Source organism: Gardnerella sp. DNF01159 (genome assembly GCF_049244215.1).
Taxonomy (GTDB): Bacteria; Actinomycetota; Actinomycetes; order Actinomycetales; family Bifidobacteriaceae; genus Bifidobacterium; species Bifidobacterium swidsinskii.
In genome coordinates this window covers 313,255-337,081 of record NZ_CP058387.1, presented here as the reverse complement: position 1 = coordinate 337,081, position 23,827 = coordinate 313,255, and the positions used below count along the sequence as shown (strand labels likewise).

Annotated in this window: 7 protein-coding genes and 1 riboswitch; of the genes, 1 reads left to right on the top strand and 6 read right to left on the bottom strand. The window is 43.2% G+C overall.

Translation table 11 applies throughout. The annotated features are described in order from the left end of the window. Positions 1-43: 43 nt before the first annotated feature. The 4 genes from HXT39_RS01190 to HXT39_RS01175 all read right to left on the bottom strand — a co-directional run bounded on the left by HXT39_RS01190 (position 44) and on the right by HXT39_RS01175 (position 10,568). Positions 44-730: a GNAT family N-acetyltransferase gene (locus HXT39_RS01190; protein WP_102703231.1), complete on the bottom strand. Its 687-nt coding sequence runs from the start codon at positions 728-730 to the stop codon at positions 44-46. 181 nt (positions 731-911) lie between these two features. Then, a complete protein-coding gene (locus tag HXT39_RS01185; protein WP_103013819.1) occupies positions 912-5,117 on the bottom strand; it encodes an ATP-dependent DNA helicase in 4,206 nt (1,401 codons plus the stop codon). A gap of 2 nt (positions 5,118-5,119) precedes the next feature. Next, positions 5,120-9,727 carry a PD-(D/E)XK nuclease family protein gene (locus tag HXT39_RS01180; RefSeq protein WP_103013818.1) on the bottom strand — a complete coding sequence of 1,536 codons (4,608 nt, stop codon included), beginning with the start codon at positions 9,725-9,727 and terminating at the stop codon, positions 5,120-5,122. Between the two features lie 43 nt (positions 9,728-9,770). Then, positions 9,771-10,568, bottom strand: coding sequence for a hypothetical protein (locus tag HXT39_RS01175; RefSeq protein WP_102703235.1), 798 nt, complete (start codon positions 10,566-10,568; stop codon positions 9,771-9,773). Positions 10,569-10,864: 296 nt separating this feature from the next. After that, positions 10,865-10,974, top strand: a riboswitch (TPP riboswitch). On the opposite strand from HXT39_RS01175, the gene thiM reads away from it, so the two are divergent. Continuing rightward, the gene (gene thiM, locus HXT39_RS01170; protein WP_103013817.1) at positions 10,964-12,541 is read left to right on the top strand and encodes a hydroxyethylthiazole kinase; all 1,578 of its coding nucleotides are present in this window, start codon (positions 10,964-10,966) and stop codon (positions 12,539-12,541) included. It overlaps the preceding riboswitch by 11 nt. Before the next feature lie 94 nt (positions 12,542-12,635). On the opposite strand, the gene thiD is transcribed toward thiM, so the two are convergent. Then, positions 12,636-13,589, bottom strand: a complete 954-nt coding sequence (gene thiD / locus HXT39_RS01165) for a bifunctional hydroxymethylpyrimidine kinase/phosphomethylpyrimidine kinase (protein ID WP_103013816.1) — start codon at positions 13,587-13,589, stop codon at positions 12,636-12,638. A 486-nt stretch (positions 13,590-14,075) separates the two neighbouring features. Next, positions 14,076-23,762, bottom strand: a complete 9,687-nt coding sequence (locus tag HXT39_RS01160) for a hypothetical protein (RefSeq protein ID WP_103013815.1) — start codon at positions 23,760-23,762, stop codon at positions 14,076-14,078. Positions 23,763-23,827 lie beyond the last annotated feature (65 nt).

The following is a 23,827-nucleotide window of genomic DNA, read 5'->3' as shown; positions in this document are numbered from 1 at the left end:
TTGTCAAGCAAGTCACGCAACGTTATACATTTGCATATTTTTATTAACGCGTTTTAGAACGAGCATTTGCTTGCTTTGAACGAACTCTCGGCTCACCTGAGTAAATATACAAGTCATCCACCAAAGATTTCACGTTCTTAGCTTCATAAGGATGATCCGAGCGCATAAAAGAAGCATCTCTTCTAAGCCCGTGATAATCATAAAAGCTTACGTCACACGCTGAATCAGTATGCAAATAGTAACGATTTACTCCGTTATTTCTTAGCATATGCATTGTTCGCTTCCACAAGCCTCCACCAACACCATGCCCACGAGCATCTGGAGAAACAAGGAAAAGCTCCAATTCCGCTTGAGTTAAATTATTGATATGAGATTTCGCTTCAAGTTTAGTTTCCAACGCGCGCATGCCGTACGCTTCTTCTAAAGCGAGAGCATAGTTTTTGTCACAATTTTCTTTCATTGTGGCTTCTTGCTCGCGAAGCATTCTCCCTACTTCTGGAAATAAAACAGGTGCGTCAAAAACTCGCGCCAAAAGCAGACCCATAAACTTACCATCTATTTCAGCAATAGTACCATGCGTTGAAGGTTCTAAGTAATGCAACACACATCTTCGAGAAAGACTTAACGAAGCATCTTTCCCAACTTTTTGCGCAATACCCCAAGTACGTTCATATTCTTTAACCATTGCATCAATATCACTGAGTTTTACAGAACGAAATTCAACAGTCATGATTCTTCCTTACTTCATACTCAAATCGATGTTGTGCGTATGCCCGCCCACACACACTGCACGAGGAATCTGCACGTTTTCGAAGTGATGCACGATGCGTTTCAATCGCGGCGCAAAATACGTTACAGCAAACAAAAATTGCAGCAAATAAATTGCGACAAAATGATTGCAATAGCAACATTTATGCGTCATCATCATCGAGGGAGATTAACGTGTCAGAGTGTAACTCGGCAAGGATCTCATCTTTCGTTTTTTGCTCGGCATGAATTTCCCGTTCACATTCATCCGATATGTTCACATAATAAAGGGTGGCATCGATAGCATCAAGCGGAACCTTAGTCATAAGAGACAAAAGCAGACGATACCAGTCAAGCTGGCCAAGTTTAAGCGCAATATCTTGTGGTTTGGTTGGTTTTCTTCCGGTTTTCCAATCGACTATCGTGTACAATTTGCTTGGATCTTCTGGATTTAAACCACCTGCAAATATTGCGTCGATTTTGCCATTAATAATTTGATCGCCTAATTCTGGAACATGAGCTACAATCGGCTGCTCTGCTGCTATAGGACGGCGATGCGCCCATTTTGATGTTATTAAACGCTGCTTCCATATCAACAATTTGCGCTCCGAAGATTTTGCATTTTGCGAAATATTCTCGCAAGTTTCAGCAACGTTCTCAACAGCATTCTCATCAACGTTTTCATCAACGTCATACTGAATAGGATTTTTATTCACGCAACAAGCTTTTACAAACTGTTCAGCCCAAGCATGAAAACGCGTTCCCAAATCAGAAGCAGGCGAAGAAACGCTAGGAATAGGGCGAATAATTGCCATCCATTCCTTCCGCAAACGCTTAGCATCCGCATCATTAAAATCTTCATTCGCGCGCGAATAATCATTACGAAACATAGCGCGCCTTTGCACAGCAGTCACATTGACATTTTCAACATTAGAAAGCTGCTCTGCTCTGTTTTTTAACTCTTGAATGTTGTGATACCAATCAATTTTCGGCATTAAATCTGCATCTTGTAGCAAAGCTTGAGCTTTGTAAAGCAAAGAATTATCTTTTGAAATACCAGAAATTTGATTACTCATTTTTGAATTTACAACGTCTTGTGCAGATTTTTGCAATACACTACGTATAGCTTCACTAGATGCACTCGGCCAAGATAATTGTTTCTCATTATCTTCAGTTGGAATAGTGCTTTCCTCGCTAAATAATTGCGCAAGTTGCGAAGCTGACTCCCCTACAACATAACCTACTTGATTTGAAGAATCTGAAACCTTAGCTGTGACCTGAACCGGAGATTCTTCAGATCCGCGCATTGAATCATACATTTCCTGCCAAAAAACAGAAGGTTTTTTAACTCTAGAAGTTGAAATATTTGAAGATTCATCTACAGAAGAAGCTGCACTATTGGCAAAATTTTCTTTATTCTCAACAACGCTCATAGCATTAGACTGGCTGCAAGTGAGCAATGCTGCGAATTTAGCACGCGTCAAAGCAACATACATAAGGTGACGCTCGTCAATATGCAAAGCGCGCCCACGCTCTTCGACTTGTGAAAGAGGCAATGTGCCAGTTTTCATCACAGCGTCATACACTTTGCTAGCTTCTGAAGGAATCGCTTCTACTGGAGCCTGCTCATGCTCATGGAATTTTTCTGCCAAATCAAACATTTCTCTAGCTCTTGATCCATAAACTTCTGCGTCGATATCGTCTACAGTTAACATATTTTTCAAAGATTTTTGAGGTTCCATGCTAGTTTCAAGATCAACATCGTGAGGGAATCTTGGCAATATGTTTGCATCCACTCTCATAGAAACAGGCACTTTTGAAGCAACTTCGAGCGTTGCGTATGCCCTTTCCCTGTACACGCCACTTTGTTGCGTTGCTATTACGCGCAAATTATCGCCTTGATTACTTGGGAACGCGCCTTCATTAAGCCCAACTATCGCTACAGCAGGCCATTCCAAACCTTTCGATTGGTGAATAGTCATTAATACGACATCCGCAGCCTCATCCACCGAAGAAGGTTGATCGTTAATTTTGTCTATATTGAAAATCCAAGACATAAACCCATGCAAAGTAGGAGTTGTAAAATCGCTCATTTCTTGCAAATACGCGTCTGCTAGTAAACAAATAGAATCGACAGTAGAATGCATATCGTCAAGAAGCGTTGCATTAGAGGAAGTATCATTCATAAGCGCACGAGATAGCGCAACGTCAATATCAACGTTAAGCGTTTCTACAGCAACGCGCATAATATCTTGCAAAGAGCCAGATTGAGCACGTTGTATTGCATGAATCATTTGCCCTATTCTTAACACTGCTACATAAGCTTTAGAGCTTAAATTATTTTTTAGCTCAAAAAGCAAATTATTGTTATTGTTGTCGTTATTTTTTGCTTCTTCGCTTAGTTGCGTTTCGTATGCTTCAAGCAAAACATCCGCCACAAAAACTCCACCATGAATACTATTGGTTTGCGAAGCTTGAGATTGCTGTTCTCGAACAACTTGCGACCACTTAGAGCGAGGAGTTTCAGCGTTTACTAAACCTGCTTGCACTAAAGCACGAAACACATATTCGATATTCTTTGATGTTGCAATATTAGCTATAGCAGCCAAATCGTCAGTATTAAGCGCAAAACGAGGAGTTGCAAGCAATCTCATCAAAGCTTGAGTATTTGTGTGATCTGCAACAACAGAAAGAAGAGCTAAAACATCTCGAATTTCTGGTTTTTCAAGCAATGCAGAATACCCAACAGTAAGAGTGCGTAAACCTGCTTTTTGTAATGCTTCTTCATATAACGGAATATTATTTTTGCTACGGAAAAGAACTGCAACTCGAGCAGATGCAGAATTAGTATCGTCGTTTTCAGATAGCGCATTATGTTTTACATATTTTACAAAACGCACAACGGCTTCTACTTCTTGATATTGCGTAGGCATATTTAACACACTAAAAGTACCTTTTGGTGCATTATCTAAGTATTGCAAGTTTTTCACTTCTACTTCTGTAGCAAGTGAACTACTATGGCGAAGCGCAGGCACTCGCAAAGGTTTCGTAATAGAATTTGCAGCTTTTAAAATAAACTGCGAATTGCGTCGCGTTCTAGTAAGAGAAAACTCACTTGACTGGTCGATATTTAGTGCTTGCTCAAGCTTTCTGAAAGCTCCGGAACTAGCACCTCTAAACGAGTAAATAGCTTGGAACGGATCACCTACTGCAGCAATATGCGTTTGTTGAGTAGTTAAAAAGTCTTGATTTTCGCTAGTTTTCGCAGCAACACTAGCTTCTTCCACACCGCTAGTTTTTTTATGAAACAGCGTTGCAATCAGCATTGCTTGAGTTGTAGAAGTATCTTGATATTCATCAAGCAAAACTTGGCTGTATTGGCGGCGATACTGTTCTGCAATAGAAGGAAAATGCGTCACCAAACGGTATGCAGCAATAGTAAAATCGCTAAATTGCGCCATATTTGCGCGCTGCTTTGCTGCGTCAAAAGCCAAAACTAATTCAAGTAATACATTGCGCTTCTCAGCAGCTTCAAGCAAGTTATTACAAGATTCATAACACTTATTTTTTAATGTAATATTCAGGTATTCTACGTATTCTTTTCCGTAATTTTCGCACTTTTCGAAATATTTTTCATCTGAATCGTTTTTTCCGCGACGCAATTTAATAGAGCTAGGCTTTTTTGCAATTATTTCAGTAGTTTCAGCACAATTAATTGCTTTTTGCAAATGCTCAATCCAAGCGTTATTCCACTTCTGAATTTCTAAAACAGCTTTAGACGTGCTATCTATAGACTCTCCCCTGCTATTTATGCCAATCATCGAGCATGAAATATCTGCTGCGAGCGCAAGCACGTCGTCAATAAGCGCATCAAAACTATACCAAGACAGCACTTCCGCATGATTAGTAACATAATCGTTTACTAGCGGTTTTATTAATTCGCGCGCACCTGCATCGCTTAAAGGTTGCGTATTTTGATCAAATCCAACAAGCAAACCATATTGGCGCACAATTGACTGGAAAAAAGCATCGTATGTCATTACTTCTGGCTTCAAAAAGCCACTTGAAGATGCGGAATTTGCATTATTGATAAGCTTATTTATTTCGCTACTATGCTGACTTACAGCTTGAGCAACTCTTGCAAGCAGCTCAGAAGCTGCTTTATTAGTAAAAGTCAAACCCAAAATACTTTCAGGAGCAACTCCGCGCTCAATAAGGTCGATAACTCGACGAGTCATCGTATACGTTTTGCCGCTTCCAGCTCCTGCAACAATAATCATGTTCTTATTTGTTGGCGCTTGAATTGCTGCAGCTTGCTCCGCACTATCGGTGTTCTTGCGAGTAAATTGCTTATTTGTTTTATCAATCATAACTACAACACCTCATATACAGTGTCTATACAACCTGCGCATGCTGGGCATACTTGTTTTCCGTTGCAATACTTCAAGTGTTCAGAAGTTGGGTGCGCAATAATCTTATGCGAACGAACTGCCGCAGCAGCATAGCAAACGCGCGAAATCATAGTAAGAGACCATTTTGCACTTTGGTTTAATGATGTAAACGACTGCCAAGCGCTTTCGCTTACATTTTCTGGACAATTCTTCGCAATATCGTCAAGATGCGGACAATCTAACAATCTTGCCATATTTTTGAATCCAACTCGTAACTCAAGCGGATTATTATTGAAAGCATTTTTTACGCAAAGCGGCGGCTGATACACGTTTTCAGCAACGTTATGATCTTGAGCAGGATAATCGTTCTTAGCAACGTGAAATAGAATACTTCGCGAAATAATCGGCGCATTCGACGCATCAATAAGCGGATTCTCATCAGAAAAAAGTAAAGCAAGCTGGTAACAAACTAGCTGCAAATCGTTAAAAACTCCGCTTGCTGTTAAAGGCTTTCCTGTTTTGTAGTCCAGTAAGCGAATATGCTCGGAACCATCTGAATTGATGCGCTTTTCCATGCGATCAATTCGACCGTGAATATGTACTTGCATATCTTCACTTGCGCCATCCGGCCATCCTCCAACTAAAGCACCCATCAATTCGTAGCAATCATGCGTAGTAACGGTTTGCAAATTTGCATTCTTAAAAGTATTGTTCAATACGCGAGCAATATCATTAAATCCAAAATGCGCGCTTGTTTGCAATTCGCAATACGCTTGTTGCAATCTACCTATGCTACTTTCTAAAGATTTTTCGCTTTTTGTAAGAGATTCTAATATGCCGTTTTCTGACTTTTTTGAGTTAAGCGCATATGTTGATTGATCGTAAGAAGTGACAAAATATTGCGCAATTGCATGTAACGCACGTTTAATATTCTTCTCACGCGCAAGAGCCGAATAATGCTCCTTACTATCTCGAATATCTGCAAGTTCAGGCGCAATACTTAGGTAATACTTTTCCATAAGATTTGCGATTGCGTTACTGCGGCGCACAAGCGGAGAGTAGGGAGAATAGTCGGCTGAATTATTCGCAACTTCGGCTGAATTATTCGCTGTTTCAGTTTCATCAACTTCAGTTTCAGGCATATCGTAATGCTGATTTTCGCTTGCCCATCTTGCAGTTTCGTGAATGAGCGTGCCAAAATACGTTGCTGCACTGCCGGGTTGAGGACCTAAAAGCTGACGATTTAGCAATCCGCACACAGGGCATGCCCACAAACTATCTACAGCTGAAGGAGACAAGCTTACAACAGAACTAGCTTTTTTAGCAGAGCCAGCTTTTTCATTGTTTTTTTCATTGTCTTTTTCAACAGAAGATTTTTTATCAACATAGTCATCGATATCGCTCATAAAATCCCACTCAAAAGGATCAGCGCAAAATACTCCATTTTCTTTAAGTAATTGCAACGTTTGAGCAGCGTCAATAATCGCATTTCTAGACTTACTATTCTCACTATTGGAACTATTTGCAATATCGGGACTACTTGCATTACCTGCATTATCTGCACTACATGCACTATTGCCAAACTCTTCTTTCATAGAAGAAGCACGCAAAATTTGCGAACGAGCAGCACACACTAGTCCACGAGCATCCATATCTAAACCAGCAAAAGGTGTAGTAAATTCCGTAAAAGGCGTGCGCGAATTTTCATTATTGTAGTATCTTTCAGGCAAATAATAATAAAGAAAGTCGCTTGGCACAGCACTATCGCTATATTGCGCGCTTATATATAAACGCTCTGTTGCGCGCGTAATAGCTAACAAAAAACTGCGCTGTTCCGAAGCAAAAACTGCAGATTTATCATTATTCGAAAGAAGTGACGCATTCACAGTCAATTTAGAAGCAGAAATCTTAGAATGCAAAATAATATTCGCTAAACTTTCTGCGCCAAACATAGTGCTACGAGAAGCAAGATTTGGCCACACACGTTGTTGCAAAGTAGGCATCCACACAAGATTCCAATGTTTTCCAACAGAACCAGCAGGAGTAGTAAGCGTTACAGCATCTGGAACAGGTGCTACTTTAGCAAGAGAATCAGCTTCAATTTCCATGCCACGAACTTGAGCTATAAAATCTGCAATACTTACAACATTTTCTTGTCTAAAAGTATCGTCAAACGTATTCATTGAAGAAATATCAGAAGAAACATATGAAGAAACATAATCAAAAAGACGCATTGCAGCATCCAAGCGATCATTAGCTCGATAACCTTCCGAATTATGCTGTAAAGACATACGCTGCCAACGCTCAGCAACATGACAAATATTCCAAGCCTCACCAAGAGCGTATTGAGCATTACTCAAATCAGGATTATTGTGCATACGAGAAGCGAGAATTTGCACGTTTTTCCACAGTTTTACAAAAGCTGCAACGTGCGGATTTCGAGGAGCCATATTCTGCAATATTTGCAATACAGTAGAATCATCATCTATAGAACGTGCAACATCTGCTACACAAAGCAAATAGCACGCATCGAGAGATAATGGCATAAGATCATTTGAACTGCCATCAATACGACTATTATCAACCAAAATTTGAGATTCAACGTACGCTTTGCTTTGCGCATCATGAAGCGAATTTTGCAACAAATCCCAGTTATGAACAAGATTTTGCAAAGGAGCATTAGACTCAAAGTTCTTGTTCTTTTCACCATTTTGCTCAATTAAAACAGCCGAAAGAGAAGAAAGAGAACGCATAAGCGAATCTACAGAATATAACTTCGCAGGTATTTCAACGTCTAAATCACCGTAAAATCCAGAATCACTTTTAGTAATCGCGGAAAGCGGACTATCCATAATATTCTGAACTCGCAAACGCACCCACGAAGCCAAATTTTGCAAACTTCTACCATGTTTTACTTGCTCAACAATTCCAGAAAAACCGTGCTGCGCAAATTGAGCAAGTTCAATAAGCGCAAATAAACCTTGCACAAACGGCTCATCTTTTAATGGGCGAGTCACTGACGAGTATCGCACAGGAACCCCAGAAGCGCGAAGCTGCTCGCCAAAAAGACGAACAGTAGAATTGTCGTGCGCAATTAACGCCATATCGCTCCACTTGCGCTTATTATTTACGTGAGATTGCTTCATTTGCCAAATAACAGCATCTAATTCCTCGCGCTGTGAACGATATAACGCTGTAAAAACAGTGTCGTCTGAATTGAGATGAGAATTTTGGAGGGTTTCTATAGGCTCAATCGGTAAGGAGCCTACAAATTTTGGCATTTTCCAAGGGCGATTTGGGAGCGCAACATCTGTTTTATATTGCGAAGTAAGCGAAAGAGAAACGCGTGAAGCGAGCAATTCACGCATCGAAGGTGCTTGAGTATGATTTGCAAAAGTTAGATCTGCAGAATAATTTTTAGAAGAATCGGCAGAATCGTCGGAAGAATTTTCGCAAGAATCAGCAAGACCCGTATATTCTAAAGTTTGCTCAGCAGCATTCAACTCATCCAAAGCTGCAGAAATTGCATAATCCGGGTACGCTCCTCTAAACGATTGCACAGATTCATCCGGATTCGCAAGCAAAACTAAACGCGTGCCAATCTTCGACAAAGTCTCAATAAAACTCAAACCAGCCAAAGTAATATCTTGATAATCATCGACTACAAGAAGAGCTGGAATTTCAGAAGAATTTACTAAACCATGCTCTCCTAATTCGCGCGCAGATTTTGCACCCTCAACCAACAGTTGCGAAGCGTCAAGTCGGAAAGAAGACTTATAAGTGTCGGCAATTATTTTTCGATATTCAGCACGCAAAGCAAACGCCAAACGCCATTGAGTTAATCTACGTTTAATAAGCACAGACGTTTGTAAAATATCACTATTATTGGCGTAAGATTGCTCGTCACTAAGAGCGCGAAGAACTGAATTTTCGCTTTCAAAATCGCTAATACCAAGCTCATCTAAACGAGCGAGCATATCGCGCAATTGATGCATAAAAGCGTTGTTAATATCGAATCTATCTGCCAAAAATTCTGGAGACGAAGAAGCTGCTTGAGCAACCGGAGTTGCGGAAGGCGCAGAAGGCACTGAAGCGGCGGAAACTGCGCAAGTTAATGGAACAACCCATTGAGACGTTTCAAAATAATCCTTAAAAAGCGCACATATATTGCAATCACCATTATCTCCACGCATAACATGCTCAATGTGTGCGCGCAAAACTTTACGAAGCAAAGAATCCTGCTCAGCACCATTTAGCAGCTTAGGCGAAGGATTATTCTTTAACTTACAGCAAGCAGAAATGATAGTAAAAGCCAAAGAAGCCAAAGTGCCAACTGGACGAGACTGCTTACTTACACCAATTTGGCGAATAATAATATTGTCAATTTTTGAAGCAAGAACACGATTTTGCACAGCCATCGCAGTAACATTATGCGACCAACGCTTATAGCCGGAAATTGCTGCGCGCACAGCAAACTGCGTTTTACCAGTATTCGGCGCACCATACACAAGCAACGCATTAGTCACATTGCCAGAAGAATTGCGTAACGTACCGTCAAATAATGCTTGTAATGCAGTATCCTCACTCATACGTTTAATTCTAGCAATTAGGCAATAGTGGCGCGCAACAATACTATTCTTTTAATATTGCACGAGCGCGAGCATCCTTAAGCGCAAGAAATACACTGCCGACACCAATAAAAATAAGAGTAAACACAATTAACAAATACGCAACTCCAACGCCCAAAGTAGTGGCATTAAAAGTTTGCGGTGCGAAGCCGAACCAGCCAGCAGGAGCACCATAATTGAGGAAATTATAAGGCGCGCGCATTGCATGAACACCCCAACGAACACCAGCAAACTCGCTAAGCATAGCAGCATAAGCAACATAAGCAAGAGGCGGAACAGTAGAAACATACAAATGTGCGCGAGTAGAGCGGAAACGATAATCAAAAAGCACAAAATCAGCGATTGCAAGAAGCGGCGCAACTGCGTGAACGCAAAGGCTGCTGCATCCGTTATTCATGTAAGCGCCAACGAAACCAAGCTTATTGGTAGGTGCTAAGAAACACAGGTACAAAGTGAATGTGACAGCAATTGAGATAGTCATCATGAATTTGAAAATGTACCAAGCGTTGGATTTTGAGTCGAACCATGCGCAAGATGCTGCGGAATCTTGCTGCGCTGCTGAATCTACAGAATTACGAGCACGCATAAACGCAGCTGTATCAAGCAAAAGCGATCCAGCAAGAGCTACGCAAATCATCAGGTTAGAAAGATTCGTAAAATAAGTAAAGGTCATCAAGCCTTCCCACGAAGCAGCCATACCATAAACAGATGCGATGATTGCAATCGTGCGTATTGCTGTGCGCGTCGCGTATTCGCGCGCTGTGAGCGGAGTCTTTTGTTCTAGCATGGAATCGTTTGCCATGTTATCTCGCTTTCGTAACTTCTATAATCTACTTATTGTTTACTTATATTTATGTTTACCATACTTATGGTTACACAGTTGCAAGCGAAAATATGTAGAAGAAGTTGCAAAAATGCGGCGCGATTTTTGTAGATTCCTGCAAGTGCTGCGAAACGTCGAGAATTTTCCAGCAAATGCTCCACGAAACTACCAACCAGAGACACGAACGCAGAACACAAACTGCACCAGTGTCCCAAAACAAGCAAAATCAGACACTCACGCAGAAGAAAGTAAGTCACGAACAAAAGATATAGTCGAAGGATGGTTCGGAGTGCGCATTTGCCGCAAAATCGCGGGCGGCGCTGAGATTACATCCGTAAAACCTGATCTAGATAGTGCTAGCGAAGGGAAACATTATGACAACATGCAACACTGAAAAAACAACTAACTGCAACGAAGCAAACGAATACTGCACAAGCTCAACAACGCAAGTCGACACATGCTTCTCTGTACGCGCACGCCGCCACATGTTTCTTAACGACGTGCGTCAATGCATCGAACGCGTGCGCACACAGCAGCCACTCACCCATTGCATCACGAACGTAATCGTGCAAGACATTACAGCCAACGCACTACTCGCTGCAGGAGCGTCGCCGATCATGGTAACCGACCCAGAAGAAGCGCATGCACTTGCGCAAATTGCCACAGGCGTGCTCATAAACGTTGGCACATTCCATCAGCCAGAAACTTCCGAATACATGCGCGCAGCTGTTGAAGGATGCGAAAAAGCCGATACTCCGTGGGTGCTTGACCCGGTTGGAATCGGCGTTCCAGCACTTGCTCCACGCGCGCGCTTTATACACGAAATTATTAAGCACCACCCTACCGTAATTCGCGCAAATGCTTCCGAAATAATGGCACTTGCAGGCAAAGAAAGCAACGGCAAAGGTGTGGATTCTCACGATAACGTGAACGATGCTCTTCAAGCCGCGCGCGAATTAGCAAAAAAGTACGGCTCAGTAGTGGCAATTTCTGGCGAAAAAGACGCGATTTACGCTCACGGTTGCTTAGCTCGCGTAACCGGCGGACATAAAACTATGACTAAAGTAGTTGGAACCGGTTGCGCTTTGGGAGCGTTGGTTGCAGCATACGTTGGCGCAAACCCAGAACGTCCGCTCGCAGCAACTGTTGCAGCACACGTGCACGCAGCAGCGGCTGGAACTTGGGCAGCTCGTCAAACCACAGCTCCCGGCACTTTCCGCACACTGTGGATGGATGCGCTTTCAACTCTTAGCGTAAACGACATGTTTAGTTTGACAAATATTGAGTTTACGGTGGAGCCTGTTGATTGGACACTGTATTTGGTAACGGATCCGCGCATGGGAAATCGCCCGGAAGAAGAAGTTGCAGTAGAGTCAGTTGAAGGCGGAGTTACAGTTGTGCAATTGCGCGATAAGTATTCCGACGACGCTGAAATTTCAGCAAAGGCGAAGAAGTTGCGTCATGCGCTTATTGATTCTGAGCACGGCGATGTGCCTGTATTCATAGACGATCATGTTGATTGCGCAGCTCAGCTTGGTTTCAACTTGCACGTTGGGCAAAAGGATACGCCGTTTGTTGAGGCGCGAAAAGCGATGCCGGCAGAGTGGATGGTTGGGCTTTCTTGCGCTCGACCGGATTTGATGGAGAAAGCTTACCGCGAGTGCAAAGAAAATGACGTTCCGCTGCCGGATGTGATTGGCATTGGTGCAGCTTTTGAAACGCATACGAAAGCGCACGACGTGCCGCCGCTGGGAGTTGACGGAGTGAACGAAGTGGCGAAAGTTGCGCACTCTATGGGCGTAAAAACGTTGGCAATTGGCGGAATTCACGAGAACACAGTGTTCCCTATTCGAGGTCTTGAGCTTGACGGAGTTTGCACAGTGTCGGCGCTTATGTGCGCTGAGGATGCTGGGAAAGTTGCGCGCGAGCTTAAAAGCGTGATTACTGAGTAAATCGGACGCTCCGAGTTGCTTTCGCGCGCACTGTGCTGCGCTCAAGCATGTCGTCGCGCCAACGCGAGACAACGCTCGCACTATAAGCGCGCGCTCACGCAGTTTGCCGCAAGATTCGTACGGAGTGGTTTACAGGTCCATGACCGCGCTCGCCGCCGCGCCCAACATGTAATTCACTTCCAGCCGCAATCGCCTCTCGAAGCCACGCCGTTGACCATTCAAGTGCGCAAAGTACAGTATCGTGATCGCTCAAATTCTTTTCCTCGCGCAAAGCAAGCCCAATTTTCGTAGCAAGCGCAGAAGAAAGCGAGCAACCAGTTCCGTGAGTTGTGCTTGTTTCAACTCGTTCGCTTGGTACGTGCCGCGCGTCACCATCCGGGAAAACCGCAGTATTTCCAACGTCTTCGCTAGTTAAGTGCCCACCTTTTACGATTACAACAACACTGTTTTTTGCAGCCAACTTGCGCGCCTGGTTGCAAGCTTCCTCAAAGTTTTCCGCAACGCGCGATTCGCACAAAGCCGCCAATTCCGGCACGTTTGGCGTCACTACATCAACGCAGCTTATAAAGTTTCGCATCGCATTTTCAGCACTCGCCTCAAGCAAGCGCTTCCCGGAAGTTGATATCATCACCGGGTCTAGAACACTTACAGGAACCGGGTTATCACACATCCAGTCTCGCATTGCTTCAATATATTCTGTGCATCCAAGCATGCCGATTTTTAGTGCGTCAACTGTAACGTCGTCGTACACGCATGAAAGTTGAGTGCGGAAAAAGCTTACTGGCGGCGTGAATACTTCGCGCACTTCGCACGTGTTTTGCGCAACCAAATTAGTTGGTATGCACATGCCATAACCGCCTGCCGCCATAATTGACTTGAGATCTGCCTGTATTCCGGCTCCACCTGTTGGGTCTGTGCCAGCTATGCTTAGCACGCGCGGAATGATTGGGTCTGATTGCTGCATAGGCGATTGCGAAAGCTGTATAGGCGATTGCGCGGACGATTGCGCATGCTGCAAGTCATGCTGTTTGCTTGATACTAGCGTCATACTTTTATTATATTGCGTCGCAGGCGAATATAGTTTCATGAGAAAGTATAGTTTATATTACATTTTGTTTAACGTGGCGCGAGTTTCGGGGGATCTCTCTCCTCGCACGTCCCGTCCTTCGTGCGCTCTGGCTGCTAAAAGAGTTTAGTGTGTTCGCCTATCTTTAAAGAATGTAGCTTCTCAGTCCTCTTTTAGTGCTCGTAGAGAAATCCCCCAAACTCTGCGTGCTTAATGTTTAATAACCGTGCCTTATCGCAGAGATTTTTCGATTTTTCTTCTTCACTCGGTGAATCAGCAGCCTGCGGCTCTGACGTTCACCTCGTTCAGTGCGAAAAATCTCAAATCTCTACCACACTAATATCCACGCGACTGAATAACGCGCAATTAAGATGTATATAACCTATTGCGTCGCAGGCAAATATGTTTCGCGGGTGAGTTTGGACTTACGCAAACGCTATAAGTCCAAACTCATACGCATTTTACGCGTCAGCGTCGAAGCCACTTGAACTTGAACTTTGACTTGAGTTTGAAGAACGGCTTGCCGCTTCGAAGCACTTCTGCAGAAGCGTCGCAATGCTTGCTGTCAGTGAGTGCGCCGAATCCGTGACCACTAAGAACCGACCCAAGCCATCCGCGCCTACCGAACGCGCCGGATGCCAAGAACAACGCCAACAGCACGCCAAATATGAAGCTGAACCATATTGCAGCTTGACCGCCGCTGTGAGGCAGAGCAACCGGACGAACCAAGTAACCAAAGCTGAAGTATCCGACTAAGTGGCCTCTGTTACCGTTATCACCAAAGCCGTCGCTTTCATTGCTGGACTTATCTTTTGCACGTCCGTACAAAGCGTACTCAACTCCGTCACCGTCAGTCTTTAACTTCTTGAACGCCGCAGTATCCACGGAGCCATCTTTGCCCATTATTGACTTACAGCTGTCAAAATCAGTTGCGCCGCCAGCCTTCTTGACTTTGCATGCAACCAGGCTAAAGTTGCTGAGATCACCGAAACTGTCGTAATCGTCGTGGACATCCGCAAACAGAGTCTTTCCACTCTCCTTGCTTTGAGACTTCGAAACTTTTCCGTCCTTGTATTCTACAGGATTACCCTTAACCGTGAGCTTAGCGTAGTCCTTCTCCTCCATCGTTACAACGTAAGGATTATTAGCATCCGCGTGACCACTGAGAAGCGATCCTGCAGTTGCAGCAAAAGTTGGCTTAACGTTATCAACAGGCACCAGGTACACAGGCATTACGAATTCGTAGTTGGCATCGTTATTCCAGCCGCCTTCTTTGCCTCGCGTTTTATGAGTATCTCCAACCCAGCTATCGCCATATGTCATAATAACCGACAAACCATTATCTGGATTCTTAAGAACCTTATGACCAATTAAGTCAGATCCAATACTGCCAGACCTACCCCATGCGCCAATATTAGCGAAGTCGGTAAGCGAAAGACCAGTATTACTACTTTCAGACGTTACGCCAGAGCTATTAGGAATAGAATATCCACCGCCGGTACCACCCTTTGAAATCATATCTATGACGTTTACATACCAAGTTTCTTCAGTAGTACCACCATTGTCGTTATCAGCGCCGTTAGCAGCAGAAGCAGCACCAGACCTATGGTCTTCAGACGGATTATACGTATAGAAGTGCGTATTCCAATCAAAGCTGAAGCCGTTTCGACCTTTCTCACCATCAACCTTATCGCTACCTCTTACTTCTGGCAGCAAGGATGGCTGACAATCAGCAAACGCCCATTGACTTCCATCAACATAGTTTCCACACTCGTTTGCTGGGTGCAAAGTACTGTTACGCTTAAGCTTCAACGCATATTGCAAATCATTAAGCGTAAAGTTGCGCTTAGTTGAAGCATTATACAGATACAGAAGAGACTTCTTATCTTTCGAAAGAACGAATCCTGGATCATACGAACGCCCAGCTACGCGCAGAGCCTTACTATTATCTTTAGTTTCTTCGAAGCTGGTAGGCGCATCAGCTAAGTAGTCTGCAGCACCCTTACTATCGCCACCATGCTCACTATCTACGTTTTCAGGCGCGCGCAATCGCACAAATCGCGTAATCTTATTTTCTCGCGGATTTGGCACAAGCACGCGACTTCTCCAGCCTCGAGTCATAACAGCTACGTCTTGTATATTCCCTACTTGGCGGCCACTATAGGTAGGCGGATTCAAAGGCTTATGCTCATCGTCCATAGCACTATAGTCATACTTCCTAAAAGTCACCATAGTTTTACCAGGCTCAAGCCTTGGATCCTCATTCGTAACGATTTCGCTATCGTTTTGAAGCCAAATTCCCTTCTTTGGTTCGCCCGCAAAGTTGTTTTCACTGTGCAAATCCATTCGTATTGCGCGCTCCTCGTGACCGCTTAGCAGCATTGGGTGTATTTGCACTATTTGACGCTTCATAGTAACACCGAAGTACACACAGTCGGACGGCTTCTTCAAACCAGACCAGTTGTCTGCGCTCCAGTAATCCGGACGGCATACTTCGCTAGGCTTTTCTTTTGCGTAAGCCATTGGCAGCACGTCAAGAGTATCTTCTGAACTAGCGTCGTCTTTGTAAGAGTTTTTACCTTTTGCAGTGCGACCTTTTGCAGCACGCGTATTTCCGCTGTTTCTGCTATTTCCGCCGCTTCGATTACTTCCACCGCTTCTTGCAGTCTTATTTCCGTCTCTATTAAGCGAATCATCGGAAAGATCTTCAGGGCTTCTAACACCAGGCATATACGTCCATGGACCAACTTCAAGACGACTGCGTGCTCGAACCACGCTTCCTGGAGCTAAGAAACCACTAGGGAATGTTATAACAGCATTACCATCATTATCGTGATTAAGCGTTACTTCATTCGGCTTGAAAGTACCAGCGCATACACTCCACGATCCATTCCAGCATACGGAAATTGTTTTACCAATGCTGGTTTCCAAGTTAGTCTCATTTGAGTTTGCAGCAGAGCCAAAAAGACCATTACTAGTAACAGGTTTCTCAAGCTCTGAAGCAGGGTGATAGTAAACTACCATTCTTTTAGCTCCATAGCCTGATTTAACGACAACTTTATAATCGCGGTTTTGTGAAGAACCATCTTTGCTGAGCCAGTCATCATACTTTGCAAATTCATTGCTTTTACCATCGTACGCAACAACAGATGGTTTCACCATGTCTGTCCACGTAGCCTTAAAGCATCCAACAACAGTTTTTGCACTTTGCTTTCCAGCACTATCCGTAGTTTCAGCATACATTGTAAATACAGTTTGCTTATTTACACTTGGATTTTCTAAATCTGTGCTTCTGTATTTTTCAACAAACCTTCTAAGCAAATGTTTATTTGTAACGCCGTTACTAACAAACTTCACCATCGGACTAGAAGTTTTACCACTAGAATCCTGAATATTATTCGCTTGAATATACACATTCAGATTATTAACCAGCACTTTACTGTTTATACTATTCGGGCACAAAGTGACGTATTGCTTATTAAATATACCGCCATGTTTCCACTCTCTTGTGCATTTGCCAGATTCGTAAGCATTGAAATCATCGTCTAGTTTTAGTGCTGCAGGTAAATTAATCGTTGCATTATCAGCCTCATACCAAGCTTTATTACCTGCATAAATTTTCTTATCAAGAGTAATAACATCATCATCAACTGTATTGCAGTTATTCACATCGCCGTTAATCATGCATTTTCCGTGAATATCCCATGGCTTACCGTCCCACTCCTGATAACTCTTCGCACTAATCGTCGGCTTCTCATTATCAACCGGCATAAACCACACGTTTATCACGTTCGTTGTGTTATCTGGCGTCTTACTAGGCTCACGAAGCAGAAGATCGTTCGTAACCTGACCATTATTCACATAAAGTTGCGCATGCATGAATGGCCTGTTATTTGCGTATCCCTCAGGCTTCGAAGTACCTTCACCGTACGCGTCGTAGTCGTTCATAGTGTCAACATCAATATTCTTAGTTATAATGTCGCCAATATTTTCGCCGTCTGCTTGACCGTTCAAATCTTCACCGCCAGGCATCAGGAAGTCCTTGTGAATAGCATATTCACTAACATATTTATCTTCACCAGCATGCTGGCTACCCTTATTTTCAATAAGCTTATCTGTAATATGTACTTCACTTCCGTTTTTCATATTTACAGAAGCATTGTAAGAGAATGAAGAAGAATCCATAATAAATTCTTTAGGCGTGTACTTCACTAAATTAAGCTTATTTCGCCACTGACACTTACCTTCTTGCGCAACACCGTTATGAGCAGCAATAGACGCAGCGCATGTATTGTCACGCACAGCGTAACCTAATCCACCAGCAACAGCCATAGGGTACGAACCATTCCATGCATCAAATTGCTTATTATCCGCCGCACTCATAGGAGTTAGCGAAGGCTGCGGCTTACTTTCCTCTTGCGTATTTATGTTCGGCGTACCTTTTACAAGCTTTAGCACATCCTGAAGGTTTAACGCCTTACCATTGCCGCCCTTACGGTATGAGTTTATGTTCCACTTGTACACAAAGTATTGCGTGCCAAACTTCTGATTTCCATGCAAGCCGTTTTGCGGCCCGTCAAATCCAGGATCGTTTCGCCCGTCAACACTTTTCTTGTTGTTGTCTACTAATCCCCACGTATAGTCCTTGCGCATATCAACGAAGCGCGTCACCTTATGCTCAATCGGGTTAAGCGTAGTCTCGTCATCAGCTTCCAACTTTTGGAAAGAAAGAGTCTTTATAGCGTACAGCATTTCGTTAAGTTTATGTTTCTCATCTAGCTTGCCAATACCAGTAACGCCATCTAAGCACAGCTTCCACTGCTGATCCGTCTTCGACTCGCATGAATATTGAGGCTTATCGTCACCATAAGCATACTTTGCTTGAGTAGTTTTCGGCTTAAAGCCACTGTCGTACTGGTCGTAAGTATCGTACTTCTTTTGCCCTTTAACGCCAATTTCTTCCTTGCGGTAACCGAAAATTCGCTCGTTACGCTTATCGTGTCTCATCCAAGAAAGCATTGCCACGATTTCGTTATTATTAAGCTCAAACGGGTTCACTTGCACTAAGCCGTTTGGCCACGCAATATCGAGCGGAAGCGGGTCAGATTCTTCGTAATCCTGAAGATTGCCTGGCTCCATAAGCTTCCAAAGTTTATCTTGACGCCAATCTGGATTATTTTCCGGCACAGAGTAAGTGTCTACGTAAATTCTCGAACCAATTTCTGCAAAGTATTCCGGAATCGTAATATTTCCAGTTACAGGATCAAAAGTTATTTCGCACCTGTCGCCGCCGTTAGCAGTGCAACCCTTGATATGATCTCCAAGCTTTGCTGTAAGAATGCGCTTACTAAATTCTTTACGCCAATCATCGTTACTTTTCGCAGTTTTTTTAGCAGAACGATCTTCTCCTTCAGCATCTCGATCCTGACCCTTAGATTCTTCTGACTTAGCATCTTCAGAATCCTTGACGTTCTTAGAGTCCTTGCTATCGTTACTGACTTTATTATCTTTGCTTGCGCTACCGTTTTCTGCAGTATTAGCAGAATCACTCTGCTTGTTACCATCACTTACTTCAGGTTTTTGTACTTCAGATTTCTGAGTATTCGCATTCTTAGAAGAATCACCTTCGTTTAGCACAGCAAATCTTACTTTACTGCGCTTTCCAGGAGCATTGCGCTTTTTAGAATTCTTCTTAGAACTATTCTTAGCTGTCTTATTCTTAGAATTCTTCTTAGTATCCTTCTTGGTTGCTTTTGAAATCTTCAAGGAAGCAGGCTTGTTGCTAGTTTGAGGCTTATTAGCTTGCTCATCCTGCTGATTTTGGGTAGAGTTCTCCCTTGGTTTGGCATTATCAGTTTTTTCGCTATCAGCTTTAGCTTTATTGTCAACTTTCGCCTTACCGTCAGCCGCCTTACCGTCAGCCGACTTGCCGTCAGCTGCCTTGTCATCAACTGCATCTCTGTCCTCTAAAGCAGCTCTATCCTCAGCAGCTCTAGACCCATCCGGGCTTGCAGCATCATTATTGTGATTAAAAGTATTAACCTGATGCCAAAGATCAGTCTTCTTATTACCGTCTCGCTGAATAACAATGCCGTAGCAACTGCCATCATTTGGACACAGCTTATCGTAGTTATGATCCTTCCTAGGCTTTTCCTTACCGCGCGCCCAAATCCTAACCATAATCGAGCGCACGCGCTTATCTTCATCCCAAGGATTCACTCGCCCAACATAATGTCCATTCGGCTTCTTATCCCACCAAACGTTTGGCAAACCATAGCCAGGAGATACAATAATCAGCTTAATTTTCTTTATTACGGAATTACCTGCAGCATCCCAACCATGGAATATCAAATCATGCACACCGTGATTTCTATTCTGATCGCCCACTAATACTGTAGGAGAACCATCATCTTTAGAATTTTTGCTGTTAGTAACCCAGCCAACTTGATCCGTCTTACTATCAGATTCACCATTTTTATGAATGAATTGATCGTAGCTTATTGTAGTAAAATCGCCGCAACCGCGAGTATCGCAATCATTCTTTTTGTCACGCGGAGTGGTAATCATATCGAAATCATTGCGCACAACAACTTTTTTACTATCAAAGAATCTCTTATTTTTATCGTTAGTAAAGTAGTCGGTAGCTTCCTGCGGCTTTACGCCAAGCAAAATCCTCTTATCGTCATGACCTTTAACCCAGAACTTAATTTTGCTATTAACAGGAATCTTCAAACCATCAGCTGGAGCATCAACAGGATTTCCATTATTCACGCTCACTTTTACATCCAACGTTGGCTTCTCGTAATCAACATACGGGAATACAACAGGTATAACAGTAGTCGAGTTATCCCAGAACGTAATCTTTACGTACTTTACAAACACGTAATTTGGCAAAACTTTAGGATTCTTGCCATCTTGCAGCTGAGCACTATACTTGTTGCGCATCCAAGTTCTGTAAATACGCTTGATTTTAGCCAAGACTTTGTCTTGCAAGTCTTTCTTTACAGGATCTCCAGGCTTCAACTCCTTACCGTCATCGCCCGTCTTAGGAGCATCTTTTACAAACCAAACATTACGCTTAGTAGCATTTTGCGCTTTAGGCCAGCATTCAGGCATGCTGTCTTCACGATCCTCACCCATAGCTGCACGATCGTTGTTTGCAGCGGAATTATCGTCACTATCTATGGATCTAAATGAAATAGAAGACCTAGACTGACCGTTAATTTTATCCTTGTATTCGTCAAGAATCTTAGAATGACCGCAAGGATTTACAACGCTAACAATAGGCACTTTAGCAGCAACGCTTAAATCAGCATCCTGAAGAGTGTTCGAGCGAGACTCATCACCCCACTTATTCGTCCACTCAGCTTTATAAACAGCAAGATTCTTAAGCGGAGTATTAGAATCTCCATCCGGATTATTAGTCAAATAGTTAGCATCAAGCGGATAATCGTTTGTCTTAGAGCCCTTCTTCTGCTTTATGGAACCATACCTATGCCTTGAACCATACTCATCTTTATTAACAGGCGGGAACAAGTTAGGATCGAAAGCCATTACCTGCCTATACAAATCAGAACGTTTGCCAACAAAATTCACAAACCCAGCATTATTATCACGATTATCAATAATAAGAGGATTAGGAAGCGGCTGATCGTAAGAATAATACTTAGGAGTCTTGTTATTTTCGTCATATTCCTCAGTTTGCAAAGGCTTAAACACGTCTGCTTGCGTAATAACCCTATACCACAAATCCTGAGTTTCACTCATATGATACGTTCTATCGTTATATCTAAGCTCAAGCTTATGCCTACCAGGCTCTGAATCCTTCGTATTATGGTCGTTCATACCAGGATTACGGAACCACTGATTACCTCGAGCATAGCCGTTATTCGGGGAATAATAATCAGGCAATAAGCGTATATCTTGGTTCTCGTTCATAAGATATGAAGTTCCCAAAGGCTGATTTACTATTCCAAGCAACACACTAGAGAATGAAATATGCCTGTGCTCAAGATAATTACCACTGTCACTGTTGTACGGACCCAAACCAGTACCCTTAAGGAAGTGGTATCTAGGAGCCTGAATATCCATAATTCGCGGCGCACCATACCACTGCTGATGCATTACAGTGTACATGTAGAAGTTAGCGTCACGACCAAAATTAGTCATGGAATATTTACTGGCTTTAGTAACACCAAACGGGTCAGTAGCACCATAAAAACCTTTGCTCTGTCTCTTACCATAGTAAGATCCTGCAGCGTAGAAGAATGAAAAGTTTTCGCAACCCGTGCCATCACCCACGTTATTAGAAGAGCAATATGAGTTGTTTTTAGTCGTAGAAGTTGTAGTAGTGAAGTGAATCTTATACGTATAAGCAATCTCGCCAGACTTAATATTGTTCACAAAACTAAATACGCGCTGCGTGTCATCTTTTATAGATCTATAAAGATTTTGCACGAGAGCAACATAAGCAGGACTATAGCCTCTGTTATAGCTTCCTTCAACTTTAGGAACAACTTTAAGATCGCCTTCATCCAAAGCACCATAGCTACTGGATCTAATGCAGTCCAAACCTTGACCATCACGGCACCAACCAATAGCGTCAGAACTACCCAAATCCTCAGTTGTTACAGCATCCGGAAGGATCCTAGAATAATTGCCATTCTTACTGTCGTCAGTGCCGCGCATCTTATTCCAAGCTGCGACTAAGTCATCTCCAGAATCAAAATCGTTACCGTCAGTTTTAATGCTGCATAAACCGTTAGGATTATCCCACGAGAATGAGCAGGTTTCGCGAGGAGGATTATTATTGCCTTGATTCTTCTTATACAAAGCAGTAGCTTCCCTGCCACTGTAAAGAACACGCTGAATATACTGCCTTCCGCCTTCGCTACCCTTGTCTAGAATCTGACCTTTTGGAATCGTAAAGTAATCAAGAGCAGCACCAGCGCCTTGAGTGCGGCCGCCAGCGTTAAAAATAATATCCCACACGAAGCCGCCACCGGAAAGCTTAGGGGTGCGCTTTACAAACACGAAATCTGCAGTGTCATCTATAGGCAAGTTAATTCTGTCGACGCCGGAACCCTTATGGTTAAAGGCCATGTTGCGTAAACGGCCCATAATAAAAGTGCCCTTAGGATACGGAGTGAAGTAAGTTGCGCCGTAATGATCCGTGCCAGAAGGATCTTCAGGTACAGAACCGTTTTCGTAGTGGCCGCGAGGTCTCGTTGCTGCACTAGCAAATTGGTCGCTAGATTCCAAGTTGTATCCAAGGCTATTAACATCCAAATCGTGACCGTTCGTAGCGCGCAAACCAGCACCATCGCCGTCAGTAGTAATGCATGCGCCTAAAGCGTAATCCTTGTTACATCCAGGGCGATACACTTCGTAAGATTCACGAGCTGAGTAATTCTTAGCGTCGCGGTTTTGCGCTTTTGCTCTTTCTTCTTCTGCAGCGCGCTCAAAAAGTGACTTCGGTTGAGATCCGAATGGAGAACCAAATGGAGAATCAAATTGAGAGTCAAACGGAGAAGCAAACGGAGAAGCAAACGGCACGCCTGCGCCAGAGCCTGCAGAAGGATTAAAAGATCGAGAGAGTAGATTCCCTGAATCTACAGATCCTTGTGAATTGTCGAAACTCTGTAACGCAGAAGACTGAGATGATGCAGATAAGCCTGGATTAGAGTCTGGATTATTAGAATTAGAGTTAGAATCAGACTTTGGATCAGACTTTGGATCAGACTTTGTGGAATTATTTGCGGAATTATTTGCGGAATTATTTGCGGAATTATTAGCGGAATTATTAGCGGAATTATTAGCACTATCCAAAGCAACTGCGGTTTCAGCAGTAATGCAAATAGGTAGCAACATTGCTACCGAAAGAGAACAAACAAGAACAGTTTTAAGAGCAGAGGCAAAAGAGCTACTGAACGCACGATATGCAAAAACAGACTCGCGTTTAGATGAGCGTTTATTCACGCAATTAGCTATACGATCATCCAAACGATTAGACACACGACTAGCTAAACGCTCAGCCGCGCTCTTAGCCACACGGTACATATTCTGAGTCGTACGTTTAGCTACACGAGTTGCGCATTGAGTCAATTGACCTATACGAACAAGAACGTTTAGCATAATCGTCCAAATACTCTTCATTGTTTCCACCTGTTTTGCATTGTTTTAAACTGCTTTGCGTCGCCCCCACGGCACCACAAGTTTGT